This window comes from Streptomyces bohaiensis, from assembly GCF_012033785.1.
Taxonomy (GTDB): domain Bacteria; phylum Actinomycetota; class Actinomycetes; order Streptomycetales; family Streptomycetaceae; genus Streptomyces; species Streptomyces bohaiensis.
Window position 1 is genome coordinate 1 of record NZ_JAAVJC010000008.1, and the last position, 16,666, is coordinate 16,666.

Sequence of the window (16,666 nt, forward strand, 5' to 3'; positions counted from 1 at the left end):
GCCGGAACGGCCGCGGCGGCGACGCCGACCGCGGCTGACGGCGGACCGGGTCGAGGCCGGGCGCGGCGGCGCCGTCCGATGCCGTGCCGCGCCCGGAGGGTGGGGTCCCGGTGCGAGCGGCCCGTCCCCCGTGCGGTCAGGAGGAGAAGTCCACCCGGCTCGTCTCCCGTCACGTGCCCTCCCGCACCCGCTCCAGCTGCTCCGGGTCAGCGCAGCTCGGTGGCGGTCGCTCCGGTCTCGGTCACCACACCCACCACCTCGGCCTCGGTGTCCGCCGACGCCGGCACCGACAGGGCGCGCCCGTCCGCCGCGCCCTCGACGTCGCCGCGGACGGTCAGATCGCCGACCCCCGGGCTGGCGGCGGCGATCAGGTACCAGCGGTCCTCCGGCGACTGCCAGAGCGCGGACGCCGTGAAGTGGTGCTCCCGCAGCGTGCAGTCGGCACCGCCCCGGGCGCGGGCGGTCACCACCCCGGGCTCGCCGAACTCCCGGCCCGCACCGGCCTCCTCGTCGGAGCGGTCGACCGGCGGGAGCTGGAGCTGGGTCATGGTCCGGACGCCCTCGCCCCGCCAGGTCTCGGCCCGGGTGCACACCCAGCTCGCCCGACCGCCGTCGTCGGGCAGGTCCTGCGAGGCGAACTCCCAGCTGTTCACCAACCGGACCCCGCTGCCGACCAGTTCGGGCAGGTGGCAGGCGGTGCGGGCGAGCCGGTCCGCGGCCGGGCCCCGCAGCGGGTGCCCATGGCCCACGCCCGGGGCGGCGTCGGTGACCGCCGCCGGAACCAGCTCGCCCATGTCGACGAGGACGCCGGTCGGCAGACCCGGCGGCGTGGTCAGCTCCAGCAGCGGGGACGTGGCGCACTCCGCCGCTCCGACCGACGTGGGGACCGGTCCCGTGACCCCGTCCTGGTCCAGGTCGACCCGCGCGGGGTCCGCCCCGGGGGCCAGCAGGTCGTGGACGTCGGCGCGCTCGACCCAGGGCGCCGTCAGGTAGCGGACGCCCGCCGCCTCGCGGTGCAGGACCACCGCGGGGTGCCCCCCGCTGGCACCGTCCACCCGCGCCAGTTCCAGGCCGGCGCCCGGGGCGGGCTGCCCGCGCCCGCCGTCGGAGCGGTCGGCGCGGCCCTCTTCCGTTCCGGGAGTCCCGGCCGAGCCGTCCGCGGGCTCGGTGTACCGCGCCAGCCGGAGGCCGTCGTGCAGCAGCACCAGTGAGCGGTCCGCCACCCGGCCCGCGTACAGCAGCCTGGGCGCCGCCGGCGGCGGGCCGGTCGCGGTGCCCGGGGTGGCGGTGACCGGCACCGCCTGGTCGCCGCCGGCCCAGGCGGCCAGCGCCCGGCCGAGCAGCTCCTCGTCGTCCACGGACGACCCGCGCGGCTCCCAGGAGGAGAAGTCCACCCGGCTCGCCTCCCGCCAGGTGCCCTCCCGCACCCGCTCCAGCTGCTCCGGGTCGGCGCTCGCGACGAGAGCCGGGTGGCGGGGCGCCGCCTCGCCGGGCCGCGCGTCGTCCGCCGCGGACGGGCCGCCGGAGTCGTCCCCGCCCCCCACGGCCGTCAGCAGTCCCGCACCGAGCAGCAGCGCACCGGCGGCCGCGACACCCGAACGCCGGTACTGGCGACGGCGCAGCAGGTCGCCCGGGCGCGCGCGGAGCGCACAGGGGTCCTCCAACGGCGGGCGGTCGCCGCCGGGGAGCGCCGCCGCGTCGGCGATCGCCGCTCGGGCCTCCTGCGGCCGCAGCCGGGCAGCGGTCAGCAGCCCCTCGACGTCCTCGGGTCCCAGCCGATCCAGTCGCGCCAGCGCGAACGCCGCCCGCACCGCGGGCGTGGCGCCCAGCAGCGCCTGCTCCATGGACAGCGCCTCCGCCCCGCCGGGCAGCGGGGAGAGCCGCAACCCCAGGACCTGGGGGAGAAGGCGGGGCCCGCGGCCCAGGCGCCGCAGCGCGCCGGCCGGGCCGCGGCGCTCACCTGCCGACCGGCGGGCCACCGCCAGCGCGGAGGTGACCAGGCGTTCCCGGAGGCAGCCGTAGCCGGGGTCGGCGTTGGCGCGCCCGGTGCCGTCCTCGTCCTCGGGCGCGTGCCCGGCGGCGGGCGGCGGGGGGAGGGGCCGGGTCACCTCGGGGCGCGCCGGCCGTGTCCTCCGGGAGCGGGGCAGCGCCCGTTGCGCGAGCGCGTGGGCGGCGACGACCCGGCGGTGCCGTGCCAGGTCGGGCGGCAGGATGAGGTACCCCAGCCGGACCAGCCGTGCGTAGTGCTCGACGATCGCGGCCTCTGCCACCTCCAGACGCACGACGGTGCCGGCCGTGCGGGGCGAGGCCCCGGTGCGGGGAGCCGGGTCGGTGGGCGAAGGCTGAGAGGGAGTCACATTGAGCTGAACGAGTGGTCCGGCGGGCGGTTACTTCACGCCGGTGTGTTGACGTTGGTCACCCGTCCGGACGCACGCGGCGGTCGCGCCGCCGGAGGGCCGGGCGCACGCCCGCGCCCGGCCCGAGGGGAACGCGCCGCCCGGGACGGTCCGCCGGGGGCGCACGCCGCGCCCGTCCGCCTCAGCCCTTCACGCAGACGACCTGCTTGAGCTCGGCCTCGACGGCGACCAGGTCGCCCTGGCGCGAGATGACCTCCTCGATGGACTTGTACGCGCCCGGGATCTCGTCCACCACCCCCGCGTCCTTGCGGCACTCCACACCCCGGGTCTGCTCCGCCAGGTCGGCCGGGCCGAAGGCCCGCTTCGCCGCCGACCTGCTCATCCTGCGCCCCGCCCCGTGGGAGGCCGAGTTGAACGACGCGGCGTTGCCGAGTCCGCGGACGATGTACGAACCGGTGCCCATCGAGCCGGGGATGATCCCCCGGTCGCCGCGGCCCGCCCGGATGGCGCCCTTCCGCGTCACGAGCAGCCGGACGCCGTCGTGGACCTCCTCCGCGACGTAGTTGTGGTGACAGGAGATCACCTCGCCGAAGCGGGGGGCCGCGCGGCGGAACTCCCGGCGCACCACGTCCTGCAGCAGGGCCATCATGAGCGACCGGTTCAGACGGGCGTACTCCTGCGCCCAGTACAGGTCGTGGCGGTAGGCGGTCATCTGGGGGGTGTCCGCGACGAAGACCGCGAGGTCGCGGTCGACCAGCCCCTGGTTGTGCGCCAGCCCGCGCGCCACCGAGATGTGGTGCTCGGCCAGCTCCTTGCCGATGTTCCGGGAGCCGGAGTGCAGCATCAGCCAGACAGCGCCGCCGGTGTCGGTGCACACCTCGACGAAGTGGTTCCCGCCGCCGAGGCTGCCCAGCTGCTTCTCCGCCCGGTCCCGCCGGAAGGAGACCGTGCTCGCCACGTCGTCGAACCGCTGCCACAGCTGGTCGGCGTCCCCGGTGGGGACGCCGTGCAGCCGGGACGGGTCGACCGGGGTGGCGTGCATGCCGCGGCCGACCGGGATCGTCGCCTCGATCCGGGACCGCAGCCGGGACAGGTCCTCGGGCAGGTCGTCCGCGGTGAGGGAGGTCCGCACCGCGGACATGCCGCAGCCGATGTCCACGCCGACCGCCGCGGGGCAGACCGCGCCCTCCATGGCGATGACCGACCCGACGGTGGCGCCCTTCCCGTAGTGCACGTCGGGCATCACCGCCAGCCCGCGCACCCAGGGCAGGGTGGTGACGTTCTGCAGCTGCCGCGCGGCGCCGTCCTCGATCGATGCCGGGTCGGCCCAGCTCCGGATCGGTATCCGCACGCCGGGTATCTCGGTGTGTCCCATGACGTGTTCACCCCCGTGGTGTCGCTGATGGGAGGCCCATTGTGATCACCGGGACCGCCCACGGGGCAACGGGTTTTGGGCCGGGCGGGACCACCGCACCCACGGACCCCGACCGGGCCGCCACCCGCCGACGGAAGCCCGCCGGCCGTCCCGGAGGATGGCTTCCATCCGGTGGGACCGGGTGCCGGCCAACGGCGCCGGTCCGCACCGCCGTGACCCGAGAACGGAGCCCGACCGCCATGACCGACCCGATCCGCCGTGTCCTCGTCCGCGCGCTCGACGACATCACCCTGGAGGAGGTGCCGGCGCCGCGCCCCGCCGCGGGGGAACTGCTGGTGCGCGCCGTGCTCGTCGGTATCTGCGGCTCCGACACCCACGCCGCGCAGGGCCACCACCCGTTCGTCGCCCTGCCGTACCGGCCGGGGCACGAGGTGGTCGGCGAGGTTGCCGAGGCCGGGCCCGGGGCGGGCGCGTACGCGCCCGGGGACCGGGTGGTCGTCGAGCCCGGCCTCGTCTGCGGACGCTGCCCGCAGTGCCGCGTGGGCCGCTACAACATCTGCCGGGAGCTCGCGGTCTTCGGCTGCCAGACCCCGGGCGGGATGGCCGACCTGTTCACCATCGCGGCCGACCGGGTCCACCCGGTGCCGCCGGGGCTGACCGACCGTCAGGCGGCGCTGATCGAACCGCTGGCCACCCCGGTCCATGCCGTGGCCAAGGCCGGGGACCTCACCGGTCGCACGGTCCTGGTGCTCGGCGCCGGCCCGATCGGGCTGCTGCTGGTGATCGCCGCCCGGCTCGCCGGCGCCCGGCGGGTCGTGGTCACGGACCTGCTGCCCGCCAAGCGGGAGCGCGCCCTGCGGCTGGGCGCCGACGCGGCGCTGCCGGCGGACGCGGCGGACCTCGCCGAGCGCGTCGCCGCGTCGCTGGACGGCCCGGCGGACGTGGTCTTCGACTGCGTGGCCCGGGCGGCCTCGATCGCGCAGGCCGTCGAGAGCGTCACCAAGGGCGGCCAGGTCGTGGTGGTCGGCGTGGGGGCCCCGGGCCCGACGCCGGTCCGGCTCGACCTCGTGCAGGACCGCGAGATCCGGATCGAGGGCACTCTGATGTACACGGCCGACGACTACCGCCGGGCCATGGAGATCATCGCCTCCGGGGCCGTCGACACCGACGAGCTCGTCACCGCCACCTTCCCGCTGGACGAGGCGGCGGCCGCCTTCGCCGCCGCCTCGGACCCCGCACACGTCAAGGTGCTGGTGGCCGTCGGCGACCCCTCGGGTACCGGTCCCGCCCCGAGCGGGGAGTGAGCTCAGCCCAGTGACCGGTCCAGGTTGGTCGCCGCGCTGATCAGCGCGAGGTGGGTGAACGCCTGCGGGAAGTTGCCGAGGTGTTCGCCGGTGAGCCCGATCTGCTCGGCGTAGAGGCCCGTGTGGTTGGCGTAGGTGAAGATCTTCTCCAACGCCAGCCGTGCGCGCTCGACCTGGCCGGTCCGGGTGAGCGCCTCCACCCACCAGAAGGAGCAGATCGAGAAGGTGCCCTCCTCGCCGCTGAGGCCGTCCGGCGTCAACCGCGGGTCGTAGCGGAACACCAGCCCGTCCGTGACGAGTTCCTCGGCGATCGCCTCCACCGTCGAGTGGAACCGTGGGTCGTTGGGCGAGACGAACTTGACCATGGGCATCAGCAGCAGCGAGGCGTCGAGCTCCGCCGGAGGTGTCCCGCCCGGGGCGTCCGCCAGCCGCTGGGTGAACGTCCCGCGGTCGTGGTTCCACCCCCGCTCCATGACCTGGCGGTAGATCGCGTCCCGCTCCCGCCGCCATCGCACCAGGTCGGCCGGCAGCCCGCGCTGGTTGGCGATGCGGATCATCCGCTCCACCGCCACCCAGCACATCACGCGGGAGTAGGTGTGGTGCTGCTGGCCCGCCCGGGTCTCCCAGATCCCCTGGTCCGGCGTGTCCCAGTGGTCCAGCAGCCAGTCCAGGATGCGGCCGAGGTTGGTCCAGGTGTCATGGGAGACGCCGCCGCCGTACTTGTTGAACAGGTAGACGGAGTCGATGAGTTCGCCGTAGATGTCCAACTGGAGCTGCCCGGCGGCGCAGTTCCCCGCGCGCACCGGGCGCGATCCGCGGTACCCGGCGAGGTGGTGCAGCTCCTCCTCCGGGATGCGGGGGTCGCCGTCGATGGTGTACATGACCCGCAGCGGCCCCAGCTCGCCGTCGTGGGATCGGTCCAGGCAGCGCGAGAGCCAGGCGATGAACGCCTGCGCCTCCGCGGTGAAGCCCAGCCGCAGCAGCGCGTACAGCGAGAACGCCGCGTCCCGGATCCACACGTACCGGTAGTCCCAGTTGCGTTCGCCGCCCAGGTGCTCCGGCAGCGCGGCGGTGGGAGCCGCCACCACCGCGCCCGTGGGCTCGTGGGTGAGCAGCTTCAGCGCCAGCGCCGAGCGGTGCACCATCTCGCGCCACCGTCCGGTGTAGGCGGACCGTGCCAGCCAGCCGCGCCAGAACGCGACGGTGGCGTCGAACAGCTGCTGCGCCGCCTCCGGGGCCAGCGGGCCGCGCTCGTCCCCGGCGGCGCCGGGGCGCCCCGGCGCCGCCGCGCCTCCCTCGTCGCTGCTGCCGGTGCCGGTGTTCGTCCCGGTGCGGACGGCGTGCCGCCCGCGGTCGGCGGGACCCGCCGACTCCGTCACCGACCCGCCGTCCCCGGACCCCTCCCTCCCCTCGCCCGACTCGGTGTCGGGCTCGAGGACGAACAGCACGGACTCGCCCTGGGCGATCCGGAAGACACCGTGGGCGTCGCCCCCGCGGTCCTCCAACGCCACGTCGCTGTGCAGCGTCAGGGAGGGAGCGGCACCGACGAACCGCACCCCGGTGGCCGTCGGTTCGATCCGGTGGCGAGCCCGGCCGTAGTCCGGCCTGGGCGCCACCTCCACCCGCATGCGCAGGTGCCCGCGCACGCTCACCACCCGCCGCACCAGCCGCTGCCGGTGGTCGGGGTCGTGCTCGCGCAGCACCGGCATGAAGTCCTGCACCTCGACCATGCCGTCCTCGGTCAGCATCCGGGTGATGAGGATGTTGGTCTCGGGGAAGTAGAACTGCTGCCGCGTCGCCACCTCGCACTGCGGTTCGATCGCCCAGAAACCGCCCTTCTCGGCGTCCAGCAGAGCGCCGAACACGCTCGGGGAGTCGAACCGCGGCGCGCAGAACCAGTCGATCCGCCCGTCGGTACCGACCAGTGCCGCCGTCCTGAGGTCGCCGATCAGCCCGTGCTCACCGATCGGCAGGTAGGGCGGGTCCAGCCGGCCGGGGGCCGCGTGCGGAGCCTCGCCGCTCATCCGCGCGACACCCGCCAACCGCGCTCACCGGCGAGGTCGAGCGCGGCCTGCGGGCCCCACCCGCCCCGCGCGTAGGACACCGGTGCCGGCGGGTCGGCCAGGACCGGAGCGCACACCTCCCAGAGCCGTTCGATCTCGGCGGCGCCGGTGAAGAGCGTCTGGTCGCCTCGCAACGCGTCCAGCAGCAGCTTCTCGTACGCCTCCAGCGGACGGGACCGGGCGAACGCCTCCTCGAACCGCAGTTCCAGACTGGCGGACGCCAGGGCGAAGTCCGCCCCGGGTCGCTTGGCCCGCAACTGCAGGGTGATCTCGGGCTCGTCGGTCAGTTCGAAGACCAGCTCGTCCGGGCAGGTGTCCGCGACCCGGTCGGCGAAGAGCCCGGCCGGCGGTTCGTGGAACCCGATCGTCACCACCCGGCGCGAGGCGCTCAGCGCCTTTCCGGTGCGCAGCAGGAACGGCACGCCCCACCAGCGCGGACTGTCCACCCAGGCCCGCAGCGCCACGAAGGTCTCGACACGCGAGGCGTCGTCGACGCCGTCCTCCTCCCGATAGCCCTCGTACTGCCCGAACACCACCTCCGACGGGTCCAGCGGACGCATCGCCCGGTAGACGCGGAGCTTCTCGGCACGCAGGGCAGCGGCGGTGAAGGACACCGGCTGTTCGAGCGCGACGAACCCGAGCAGCTGGGAGAGGTGGGTCGTCAGCATGTCGCGGAAGGTCCCGGTCGACTCCATGAAGCCCGCGCGCCCCTCGATGCCGATGCTCTCGGGGACGTCGATCTGCACGTAGGCGATGTGGTTGCGGTGCCAGGCGGGTTCGAACAGGCCGTTGGCGAACCGCAGCGCCAGGATGTTCTGGACCGCCTCCTTGCCGAGGAAGTGGTCGATCCGGAAGACCCTCTCCTCGGGGACCACGCGGTGGACCGCCGCGTTCAGGGAGCGTGCCGAGGCCAGGTCCTCGCCGAAGGGCTTCTCCATGACCAGCGAGGCGCCCTCCGCGATCCCCGTGCTGCCCAGCATGGAGATCATGGTCTCCGCGGACGCGGGCGGCACCGACAGGTAGACCAGGGTCCGCACGCCCGCGCCGAGCCGTTCCCGTTCGCGGCGCACCCGCTCCGCCAGCGCGGCACCGTCCTCGGCCGAGGAGGTGCAGAAGGTGATCCGCTCCGCCAGTTCCCGCCACGCCGCCGCGTCGAACGCCTCCGGCGGCAGGTGGTCGGCCACGGCCTCGCCCAGGGTGCGGCGGAACTCCTCGTCGGTGCCGGGGGAGTGGCGTCCGGAGCCGATGACGCTCAGCCGGTCGGGAAGCATCCCCGACCGGTACAGCCGCAGGAGTCCGGGGAACAGCTTGCGCCGGGCGAGGTCGCCGGTCGCACCGAAGATCACCAGGACGTGGGGGTCGGAGGCCGGCGTTCCCGTGGGCCCGTCGTCGGTCATGGCTGCTGCTCGCTTCCAGCGGTGGTCGGTGCGCCGCCCCGGCGCCCCGGTGGCGGGGCTCGCGTGCCCGCCTGCCTCCTGGATAGCTCTCGACCCGGTGGTGCGGCGGCACACCACGCCGGGTGATCCGGCGAAGCACGGGGAACGACGGCCGGACGTGCGGCCGTCCGGGGGACCGGGGCCCCGGACGCGCGGAGCGGCGGCGGCCCCCGTGCGCTCCGGTGCCCGGTGGCCGCGGCGGGTGACGCCGGCGGTCGGGAATCGGCGAGAATCCCTCGACGCGTTTCAACGAACGGCCACAGAACGCGGTTAGCTGATCGCAGGGACAGGACGATCGACCGTCCCGCGACCGCGCATGGGCGCAACCGTGCCCCCGAAAGAGTGAGTTGGAGACCCCGTGACCCACGAAGACCGCCACGGCGTCAGGTCCGGCCCGGTCGCTGCGGCGCCCACCGTGCCGCCGTGTCATCCGCCGGGCGGCAGCCCCCGCCTGCCCGGCGCCCGCCCGGTCCGCTCCGGAGTCGTCGGCGAGGGGGGCGCGTGAACGACCTCCCGCGCCGTTCCGCCCAGACGGTCCCCGACCTGGTGCAGTTGCCTCCCGCCTTCCACGCGTTCCACGAGCTCCACTACCCGGCCTACCTCTCCTACGTCGAACTGCAACTGGGCGACCCGAGCGAGGCCCGGGGCGTGGTGGAGGACGTCTTCGTCTACCTCGCCGTCAACTGGCAGGCGCTGATGCGCACCGAGGTCCCCGCGGCCGAGGCGTGGGCGGTCGTCAGGACGGTGGTGGTCAGTCATCTCGAGGAGCGCGGCCGGCAGCCCGCCATGCCGGAGACCGCCGTCTTCCGCCGGGTCGCCACCGACGTGCTCCGGCAGACTCGCGGCCAGTTCGAGGTCATGGAATCGGTCATAGGGCTGTACCCCGCCATCGCACGTCTGCCCGAACGGCTGTTCGATGTGGTGGTCCTCCGCTTCGTCCTGGGCTATCCGACCGGTCAGGTCGCGGCGATCATGGGGTTGGAGGAGGGCACTGTCCGCAGCCACATCCACCACGCGCGGGGCAAGCTCTCCCGTGAGCTCGGCTGCGACGACCCCGGCGGACGGAGGACACCGTGAGGACCGCATCGCAGGACTTCGACGCGTTCCTGGCCAATGCGGCGATCCCCTTCGCCACCACCCGCGCCGAACTCGACGAGTCCCGGCGCCGCATCGAGGAGCGCCTCGCCGCGTCGCTGCCGCACCGGGCCGCGCCGGCGCCGTCGGCCGGCCCGGCGGTCGGCCGCGAACTGCCGGCGCACCGCCGGGCCGGCGAGGATCTCCGGCAGCTGTGCGCGCTCGTGGTCCGCGACGCCCGGGCGGCCGCCAGTATCGCCGGACTGGTGAACTCCGTGCGGATCGAGCCGGACGGCGCGCTCGTCTTCGCCTGCCTGCTCCATCTCGCCGACCGTCCCGACGGCGCGCAGTTCTGGTGGCAGTTCAGCGCGGGCGCCGGGAGGGGCACCTCGGCCGTCTGCCTGCACCTGCTGCACCTGCAACGCGGGGAGCACCGCGATGCGCGCTACTGGGCGGCGCAGTTCGCAGCCCTCGCGCAGGAGGCGCCGTGGTTCGTCCACGACATGCTGCGCGCCCACGCCGCGCTCGGCGACCGCCGCGGCGCCCCGGCGACGACACCCGCGCTGGCCGACGCCATCCGGCGGCTGGACGTCGCCACCGACCAGGACTTCGGCCCGGTGCCCCGCCCGGACCCCGGCCTCGCCGCCCAGCTCGGCCGCTGACCGGGCGCACCCGCCCCGCACGCGGGGGCGAGTGCGCCCGGCCCGCCGTCACGGCCCGGCGGGCGCCTGCTCGGGGGCGACGGGGTAACCACTGGTGAGCGCCACCCGGTTCCAGGCGTTCATCACGACGGCCAGCCAGGCGACCGCCGACGCCTGCTCCGCGCCGAGGGCCTCCCCCTCCGCGGTCGCCGTCGCGGCGGCCGGGGAGGTGACCGACTCCGCCAGCCGGAGTGCCGCGCGCTCGTCGTCGCTGAAGTACTGCGACTCCCGCCAGGCGCCGAGCACGGCCAGTCGGTCCGTGGTCTCGCCGAGCGCCAGCGCGTCCCTGGTGTGCATCCGCAGACAGAAGGCGCAGCCGTTGATCTGGGAGACCCTGAGCTTGACCAGTTCGGCCAGCAGCGGGGGCAGCCCCGCGGCCTCGACCCCCGCGTCGGCCTGCTCGCTGAGGCGGAGGAGCCGGCGGTAGGCGGCGGGGTCACCGGTGGTGAGGTCGACGGTGGTCATGATGTTCCCTTCGGAGCAGTGGCGGACGGTGGGGAGGCGCGGCGCGATCGGTGCGCCGTGCCGCCCCGGTACCTTCGACGAGACAGCGCGCCGGAATGTGAGGTGCCGACCGGATGCGGCGCCGCGGCCGGTCCCGTGAGGACAGGGGGTCCGAGGTGGCTCAGGAGCGCGGAGCCGCCCCCGAGGGGGCGGACACCGGCGGCCCCGGGTTGCCGGTCGACCGCGAACGCGCCCGGTTGACCGGCATGGCCCACCGCGTTCTCGGCACCGTCGCCGAGGCGGAGGACGCGGTCCAGGAGGCGTATCTGCGCTGGTACCGGCTCGACGTCACCGAGCGGGGGCGCGTCGTCAACCCCGCGGCCTGGCTCACCCGGGTCACCGGCCGTATCTGCCTGGACCACCTGAACAGCGCCCGGGTCCGCCGGGAGCGGTACGTCGGACCCTGGCTCCCCGAACCCGTGCCGGAAGGCACCTTTCCCGGGGTCGGGGACGGCTCCGTGCGACCCGTCGCCATGGCGCCCGCGGCCGACTCGCCGTCCGAGCGCGCGGTGGCGAACGAGCAGGTCGGCACCGCCCTGCTCGTCGTCATGGAGTCCATGACACCGGCCGAACGCGTGGTCTTCGTGATGCACGACGTCTTCGCCGTGCCGTTCGCGGAGATCGCCCGTGCCGTCGACCGCACCCCGGCCGCGACCCGGCAGCTCGCCCGCTCCGCCCGGGGACGCCCGGGCTCCGGCCGCCGGACCCCCGCCGACCGGGCCGAGTACGCCCGGGTGGTGGCGGCGTTCGGCGCTGCCTGCCGTGACGGGGACCTCGCGCGGTTGGTCGCGCTGCTGGACCCCGCGGCGGTGCTCCGCTCCGATGGCGGCGGAGTCGTCCGGGCCGCCCGGCGCCCGGTGTCGGGGGCCCTCGCCGCCGGCCGGTTCCTCGTCGGCGTTCTCGCGAAGAACCCGACGCTCCGCCTGGAGCCCGTCGCGACCGCCGACGGCCCGGGCCACCTGCTGGTCGCCGACGGCACGACGGTGGGCGTGCTCACGCTCGGCGTCCACCGGGAGCGCGTGACCGACGTGTGGATCCAGCAGAACCCGGCCAAACTCACCCGCTGGCCCCGCACACGCGCCGTGCCCGACGCCGCCCGCCCCTCCGACCCCGGCCCGGCCGCATCGCGGGGGCGGCACAGGGACCGCCCGTAATCGACTACGCTCGGTGCCGAACCCGGGACACCGTGTCAAACCCCGGTGCTCCGGCCTGCCGTCCGCCCACTGGGAGAAGCACGTGACCGCCCCGCACCCCGCACCCAGCCGTCGCGGCAGACTGTTCCCGGTGGCGGTCATTGCCGTCACCGCCGTCGTCGTCGCCCTGCTCCTGCTCGGACAGCGCGGCGCAGGCGAGGCGGACGCCGGCGCCGGCGGAGACCGGGCGGCCGCCGGGGCGGAGCTCCCCGACCTGACCGGCCTGGAGCGTCGCGAGGACGGCGACCCGCTCGCGGAGGGCCCCACCGATGCGCCCGTCGGGCTCATCGTCTACTCCGACTACCAGTGCGGCTTCTGCGCCGCCTGGACCTCCGACACCCTCCCCGCGCTGCGCGAGTACGTGGCCGCAGGCCACCTCCGCATCGAATGGCGCGACATCAGCATCTTCGGCGAACCCTCCGACCGGGCGGCCAGGGCCGCCTACGCGGCCGGCCTCCAGGGCGGGCACGACGCCTTCCACGGCGCGCTCTTCGCGGGGGGCGGGACCCGCGGCGCGGACGGGCTCGAGCAGCAGGCGCTGGTGGACCTCGCGGCGGAGGTCGGGCTGGACGCCGAGCGCTTCGCCGAGGACCTCGCTGCCGACACCACCCGGGCGGCCGTCGCCCGCAACGCGGCCGAGGCGGAGAGCCTGGGAGCCGTGTCCACCCCCTCGTTCCTGCTCGCGGGGCAGCCGGTCGTGGGGGCCCAGCCCCCCGAGGTGTTCACCGCCGTCATCGACGAGGCGCTCGCCGCGGGCGACGGCCGTCGATGACGGACATCGGCCCGGCCGCGGCGTTCGCGGGAGGCGCCCTCGCCCTCCTCAGCCCGTGCGGCGCGCTGCTGCTGCCGGCGTTCTTCGCCACCACGGTGGGCGCCGGACCGCGGCTGGCGGCGCACGGCGCCGCCTTCTACGCCGGACTGTGTCTCACGCTGGTGCCGCTGGGCATCGGCGCCGGGGCCGTCGGCGCGACGCTCGTCGGCCACCGCGACACGATGGTGCTCCTCGCCTCCGCCGCCCTGGTGGCCACCGGTTTCCTCCACGCCGCCGGGTTCGGATTCGACCCGGCGCGACTCCTGCCAGGTGTCCGGGCACTGCAGCGGCGGACGGCGACGACCCCCACCGGGCTGCTCCGCAGTCTGCTGCTCGGCGCCGCCGGCGGCGTGGCGGGATTCTGCGCCGGCCCGATCCTGGGGGCGGTCCTGACGCTGGCCGCCGCGCGCGGTGACGCGACCACGGCGGGTCTCCTCCTCGCCGTGTACGCGGCCGGGACCGTCCTGCCGCTGCTCGCCCTCGCGGCACTGTGGCACCGCCTCGGGGAGCGGGGCCGCCGGCGGCTGCGCGGACGGGAACTCCGGTTGGGCGGACGGCGGCTGCACACCACCTCGCTGGCGACCGGCGGGCTCATCGCCGGGCTGGGCGTCTACTTCTGGGCGACCGACGGCCTGCTGAACGCCCCCGACCCGGTGCCCACCGCGATCCAGACCTGGTTGCAGTACGGCGTCACCCGATGGGCCGGCCCCCTCGTGGACGTCCTGCTGGTGCTGCTCGCCGCGGCCGTCCTGCTGGCCGGCTGGGCGCTGCGCTCCCGGCGGCGGCCGGCCCCGGCCCCCGCCGGGGACCCGGCGCGGGAGCACCCATCGGGCGCCGCCGCGGGGGCCGGCGCCGAGCGGCGCTGACCAGCGCGCGGGAATGCTCCCGGCCGGCGATCTGTTGGCACCCCTCATGCACGAAGCCGCTTCCCAACTCCCTCCCGCCCCGTCCGGGCGGATGCCCGTCGCCGTGTACGTGCTCGGCCTGTCCGTCTTCGCGCTCGGCACCAGCGAGTTCATGCTCTCCGGGCTGCTGCCCGCCATCGCCGACGACATGGACGTATCCATCCCCCAGGCCGGTCTTCTCATATCGGCCTTCGCGGTGGGCATGGTCGTCGGGGCTCCCCTTCTCGCGGTGGCCACCCTGCGATTGCCGCGCCGCACCACCCTGATTGCGCTCATCTCCGTCTTCGCCCTCGGCCAGGTCGCCGGCGCGCTCGCGCCGACCTACGAGACGCTCTTCGCCTCCCGCGTCGTCAGCGCGCTGGCCTGCGCGGGATTCTGGGCCGTGGGCGCGGCCGTCGCGGTGCAGACCGTGCCGAGGAACGCGCGGGCCCGAGCCCTGGCCGTCATGGTGGCTGGGCTGTCGATCGCCAACGTCCTCGGGGTTCCCGGCGGTGCGTTCCTCGGCGAGCACCTCGGATGGCGCTCCGCCTTCTGGGCGGTCGGCGCGGCCGCCGTCGTCGCGCTCGTGGGCGTGGTCGCGCTGGTGCCCCGCATCCCGCTACCGGCGGAACGGCCCCGGATCCGGCGGGAACTGGCCGTCTACCGCGAGGGACAGGTGTGGCTCGCGATCACCGCGACCGCGCTCGCCGGCGGCGCCGTGTTCTGCGCCTTCTCCTATCTCGCCCCGCTGCTCACCGATGTGGCCGGACTCGACGCCGGGTCGGTACCCCTGGTCCTCGCGCTGTTCGGCGCGGGCGCCCTGGTGGGCGCGACCATCGGCGGCCGGTTCGCCGACGCCCACCTGTTCGGGGTGATGGTCAGCGGTGTTGCCGCCTCCACCGTCCTGCTCGCGGGTCTGGCGGTCCTCGCGGCGCACCCGGTGGCCGTCGTCGCCCTGTCGTTCCTGATCGGGGTGTCGGCCTTCTACACCGCGCCGGCGCTCAACACCCGCATCTTCGATGTCGCGGCCGCGGCGCCGACGCTGGCCGGCGCGACGGCCACCGCCGCGTTCAACGTCGGCAACACCGGCGGGCCCTGGCTCGGGGGCGCGGTGATCGACGCCGGTCTGGGGTACGCCGCGCCGGCGTGGGCCGGTGCGGGGATGGGACTCCTCGCCCTCGCCGTGGTCGTGGTGGCGCTGCTGCTGCGCCGGCGGGGCTCCGCAGGACCGGACGGCGGTGCCGTCCCGCTGGAACGGGCGGCCGTGACCGGGGACGCCGCGGCGGAGCGGGGCGCGGCGCTGAACGGCCCGCGGTGACCGTCCGGCTTCCGCGCCCGGCTCAGGGGGCGATACCGACGCCCGGGAAACGGGACCAGAGCGCTTCCTGGAGCGCGTTCATCGCCGGCCAGTGCCCTCCGGCCGGGCGGACGTTGACCCGGTCGTGGTAGCCCGCGGGCCGGTAATCGGGCTCGAAGTGGCAGCCGCCGGGGTGGGCGGACGCGAAGGTGGCGCAGGAGCGGGCCACGTCGCCCGGGGTGGGGCGCTGTCCGGTCCCGACCCAGCCGGCGAGCGCGTCGAGCGCGGTGGCGTACCCGGCCTTACTGAGGCCGCTGTGCTCCGACTCGCGGGTGAAGGTCTGCACCAGGTGCCGTTCGCGCCCCGCCCCGCGGAGCGTCGCGCGGTAGGCGGCCTCGTGCTCGACGAACGCCGTCGCGTCCCCGACGGCGTGCAGGGTGAGGACCGGAACCGTCACCCGTCCGGTCAGATCGCTGTCGTAGGAGAGGTCGCGCCGGGCGGCGGGGTCCGCCGCGAAGCGCGCCACGCCGCGGTTGAGCGCCGCGTCGTCGTGGGAGCCGCGGTAGCGCACGCCGACGGTGGAGAAGGGGTTCCGACCGTCCAGTCGCTTGTGGACGATGTCGGCGAATGTCACCGTGGCGAACCGCAGGTGGGACTCGAGGGAGGACTCCGGGATGCCGGTGACGGCGGTGATGTCGTCGAGGTTCCGCTGCTGGAGCGGGGTGCGGTCCTCGGGGGCCAGGGTGTGGCCGGTGCACTCCAGCAGCCGGGAGCGCAGGTCGGCGGTGGTCATCGTCTCGCCGGCCGGCAACCCCTGCCAGAGCGGGTACTGGCGCTCCTGCGGGCGCGGGTGGTTGTTGCAGTAGTACTGGTGCACCACCCGGAGGTCGACCCGGTAGTCGTAGCCGCGGGAACCGCCGGCGAGGACGCCGTTGGTCAGCAGGAGGCCGTCGAACGGGCCGCCGTCGCGCGTGCCGTAGACCTCCGCTGCCTTCGCCGCGACGTTGCCGCCCCAGGACTGGCCGTGCAGCAGCGTGAGCTCGGGCTCACCGAACCGCTCGACGAAGACCTGGCGGACCGTCTCGGTGTCCTCCGCCGCCATGCGGGTGCCGTAGCCGCCGCGCCGGTAGGAGGAGCCGGCCCACGCATAGCCCTCCTCGACCATGACGGTCCAGCGCTCGAGGTCCCCGGCGCTCCGCTCGGGGTCCGACCCGGGCGTGAGGCTCGGCCCGCCGTGGGCATGGACGACCAGCGAACCGTTCCACTCGGTGGGGACGGCGAGCGTGTAGTACGACCCGTTGCGGTCGATCCCGCCGTAGCAGGTGGCGCTCTCCGCGATCGCCTCCGGGCAGGCCGCCGGCTCCGGTCCGGCGGGCTGCCCCGAGGCCGTGGCGGTGGAACCGCCCGCCAGGCCGGCCGCGAGGGCGGCCGCGGCGGCCACGGTGGCGAGGGCGGTACGCAGATACCCGCGCGCCGTGTCACGGCGCGCGGGTCGCGTGGGGGAGGTGCTCTTCACGTGGGGTGCTCCTCGGCTGGCGGCCGTCCGGGGCGACACCCGGACGGCCGATCGGTGCGAGTGGGCATGCTACGCACCGCCTGCCTGTCCTGACCATGACGACGCGCACCTCACCCATGTGATCCGGTGTGCACGTCGACGATCACTCGTG

General features: G+C 75.3%; 13 protein-coding genes. 7 read left to right on the plus strand and 6 right to left on the minus strand.

The window, feature by feature from the left end; genetic code table 11:
• Positions 1 to 206: 206 nt before the first annotated feature.
• Complete coding sequence (locus HCN52_RS02225; RefSeq protein ID WP_168086622.1) at positions 207 to 2,270, minus strand: hypothetical protein; 2,064 nt, start codon at positions 2,268 to 2,270, stop codon at positions 207 to 209.
• 268 nt (positions 2,271 to 2,538) lie between these two features.
• The gene (locus HCN52_RS02230) at positions 2,539 to 3,732 is read right to left on the minus strand and encodes an RtcB family protein (protein WP_168086623.1); all 1,194 of its coding nucleotides are present in this window, start codon (positions 3,730 to 3,732) and stop codon (positions 2,539 to 2,541) included.
• A 239-nt stretch (positions 3,733 to 3,971) separates the two neighbouring features.
• On the opposite strand from HCN52_RS02230, the gene HCN52_RS02235 reads away from it, so the two are divergent.
• Positions 3,972 to 5,036: a zinc-dependent alcohol dehydrogenase gene (locus HCN52_RS02235; protein ID WP_168086624.1), complete on the plus strand. Its 1,065-nt coding sequence runs from the start codon at positions 3,972 to 3,974 to the stop codon at positions 5,034 to 5,036.
• 2 nt (positions 5,037 to 5,038) lie between these two features.
• Here HCN52_RS02235 and HCN52_RS02240 read toward each other — a convergent pair whose 3' ends face one another.
• A complete protein-coding gene (locus HCN52_RS02240; RefSeq protein ID WP_245174810.1) occupies positions 5,039 to 7,060 on the minus strand; it encodes a glycoside hydrolase family 15 protein in 2,022 nt (673 codons plus the stop codon).
• Positions 7,057 to 8,496, minus strand: a complete 1,440-nt coding sequence (gene zwf, locus HCN52_RS02245; protein WP_168086625.1) for a glucose-6-phosphate dehydrogenase — start codon at positions 8,494 to 8,496, stop codon at positions 7,057 to 7,059. Before zwf ends, HCN52_RS02240 begins: the two co-directional genes overlap by 4 nt.
• 540 nt (positions 8,497 to 9,036) lie before the next feature.
• On the opposite strand from zwf, the gene HCN52_RS02250 reads away from it, so the two are divergent.
• Together HCN52_RS02250 and HCN52_RS02255 are read left to right on the plus strand one after the other, a co-directional pair.
• Positions 9,037 to 9,612: a sigma-70 family RNA polymerase sigma factor gene (locus HCN52_RS02250; protein WP_312876490.1), complete on the plus strand. Its 576-nt coding sequence runs from the start codon at positions 9,037 to 9,039 to the stop codon at positions 9,610 to 9,612.
• Positions 9,609 to 10,271 carry a hypothetical protein gene (locus HCN52_RS02255; RefSeq protein ID WP_168086626.1) on the plus strand — a complete coding sequence of 221 codons (663 nt, stop codon included), beginning with the start codon at positions 9,609 to 9,611 and terminating at the stop codon, positions 10,269 to 10,271. Before HCN52_RS02250 ends, HCN52_RS02255 begins: the two co-directional genes overlap by 4 nt.
• Before the next feature lie 48 nt (positions 10,272 to 10,319).
• Here the strand turns inward: HCN52_RS02255 and HCN52_RS02260 are convergent, their stop codons facing one another.
• On the minus strand, positions 10,320 to 10,775 hold the full coding sequence (locus HCN52_RS02260) for a carboxymuconolactone decarboxylase family protein (protein ID WP_168086627.1): 456 nt from the start codon (positions 10,773 to 10,775) through the stop codon (positions 10,320 to 10,322).
• A gap of 155 nt (positions 10,776 to 10,930) precedes the next feature.
• Between HCN52_RS02260 and HCN52_RS02265 the strand changes: the two genes are divergently transcribed.
• The 4 genes from HCN52_RS02265 (at position 10,931) to HCN52_RS02280 (ending at position 15,020) form a co-directional block, all read left to right on the plus strand.
• The gene (locus HCN52_RS02265) at positions 10,931 to 11,968 is read left to right on the plus strand and encodes a sigma factor (protein WP_312876491.1); all 1,038 of its coding nucleotides are present in this window, start codon (positions 10,931 to 10,933) and stop codon (positions 11,966 to 11,968) included.
• Between the two features lie 130 nt (positions 11,969 to 12,098).
• Positions 12,099 to 12,779 carry a DsbA family protein gene (locus HCN52_RS02270; protein WP_168086629.1) on the plus strand — a complete coding sequence of 227 codons (681 nt, stop codon included), beginning with the start codon at positions 12,099 to 12,101 and terminating at the stop codon, positions 12,777 to 12,779.
• Positions 12,776 to 13,684: a cytochrome c biogenesis CcdA family protein gene (locus HCN52_RS02275; protein WP_168086630.1), complete on the plus strand. Its 909-nt coding sequence runs from the start codon at positions 12,776 to 12,778 to the stop codon at positions 13,682 to 13,684. The genes HCN52_RS02270 and HCN52_RS02275 overlap by 4 nt, the downstream gene beginning before the upstream one ends.
• A gap of 91 nt (positions 13,685 to 13,775) precedes the next feature.
• A complete protein-coding gene (locus HCN52_RS02280; RefSeq protein ID WP_168086659.1) occupies positions 13,776 to 15,020 on the plus strand; it encodes a Cmx/CmrA family chloramphenicol efflux MFS transporter in 1,245 nt (414 codons plus the stop codon).
• Positions 15,021 to 15,042: 22 nt separating this feature from the next.
• On the opposite strand, the gene HCN52_RS02285 is transcribed toward HCN52_RS02280, so the two are convergent.
• Positions 15,043 to 16,515: a DUF6351 family protein gene (locus HCN52_RS02285; protein ID WP_168086631.1), complete on the minus strand. Its 1,473-nt coding sequence runs from the start codon at positions 16,513 to 16,515 to the stop codon at positions 15,043 to 15,045.
• Positions 16,516 to 16,666 lie beyond the last annotated feature (151 nt).

Coding starts and splice junctions, on each gene's coding strand:
- HCN52_RS02260 (WP_168086627.1), bottom strand. CDS start 10,775: ATGACCACCGTCGACCTCACCACCGGTGACCCCGCCGCCTACCGCCGG.
- HCN52_RS02240 (WP_245174810.1), bottom strand. CDS start 7,060: ATGAGCGGCGAGGCTCCGCACGCGGCCCCCGGCCGGCTGGACCCGCCC.
- zwf (WP_168086625.1), bottom strand. CDS start 8,496: ATGACCGACGACGGGCCCACGGGAACGCCGGCCTCCGACCCCCACGTC.
- HCN52_RS02230 (WP_168086623.1), bottom strand. CDS start 3,732: ATGGGACACACCGAGATACCCGGCGTGCGGATACCGATCCGGAGCTGG.
- HCN52_RS02280 (WP_168086659.1), top strand. CDS start 13,776: ATGCCCGTCGCCGTGTACGTGCTCGGCCTGTCCGTCTTCGCGCTCGGC.
- HCN52_RS02275 (WP_168086630.1), top strand. CDS start 12,776: ATGACGGACATCGGCCCGGCCGCGGCGTTCGCGGGAGGCGCCCTCGCC.
- HCN52_RS02235 (WP_168086624.1), top strand. CDS start 3,972: ATGACCGACCCGATCCGCCGTGTCCTCGTCCGCGCGCTCGACGACATC.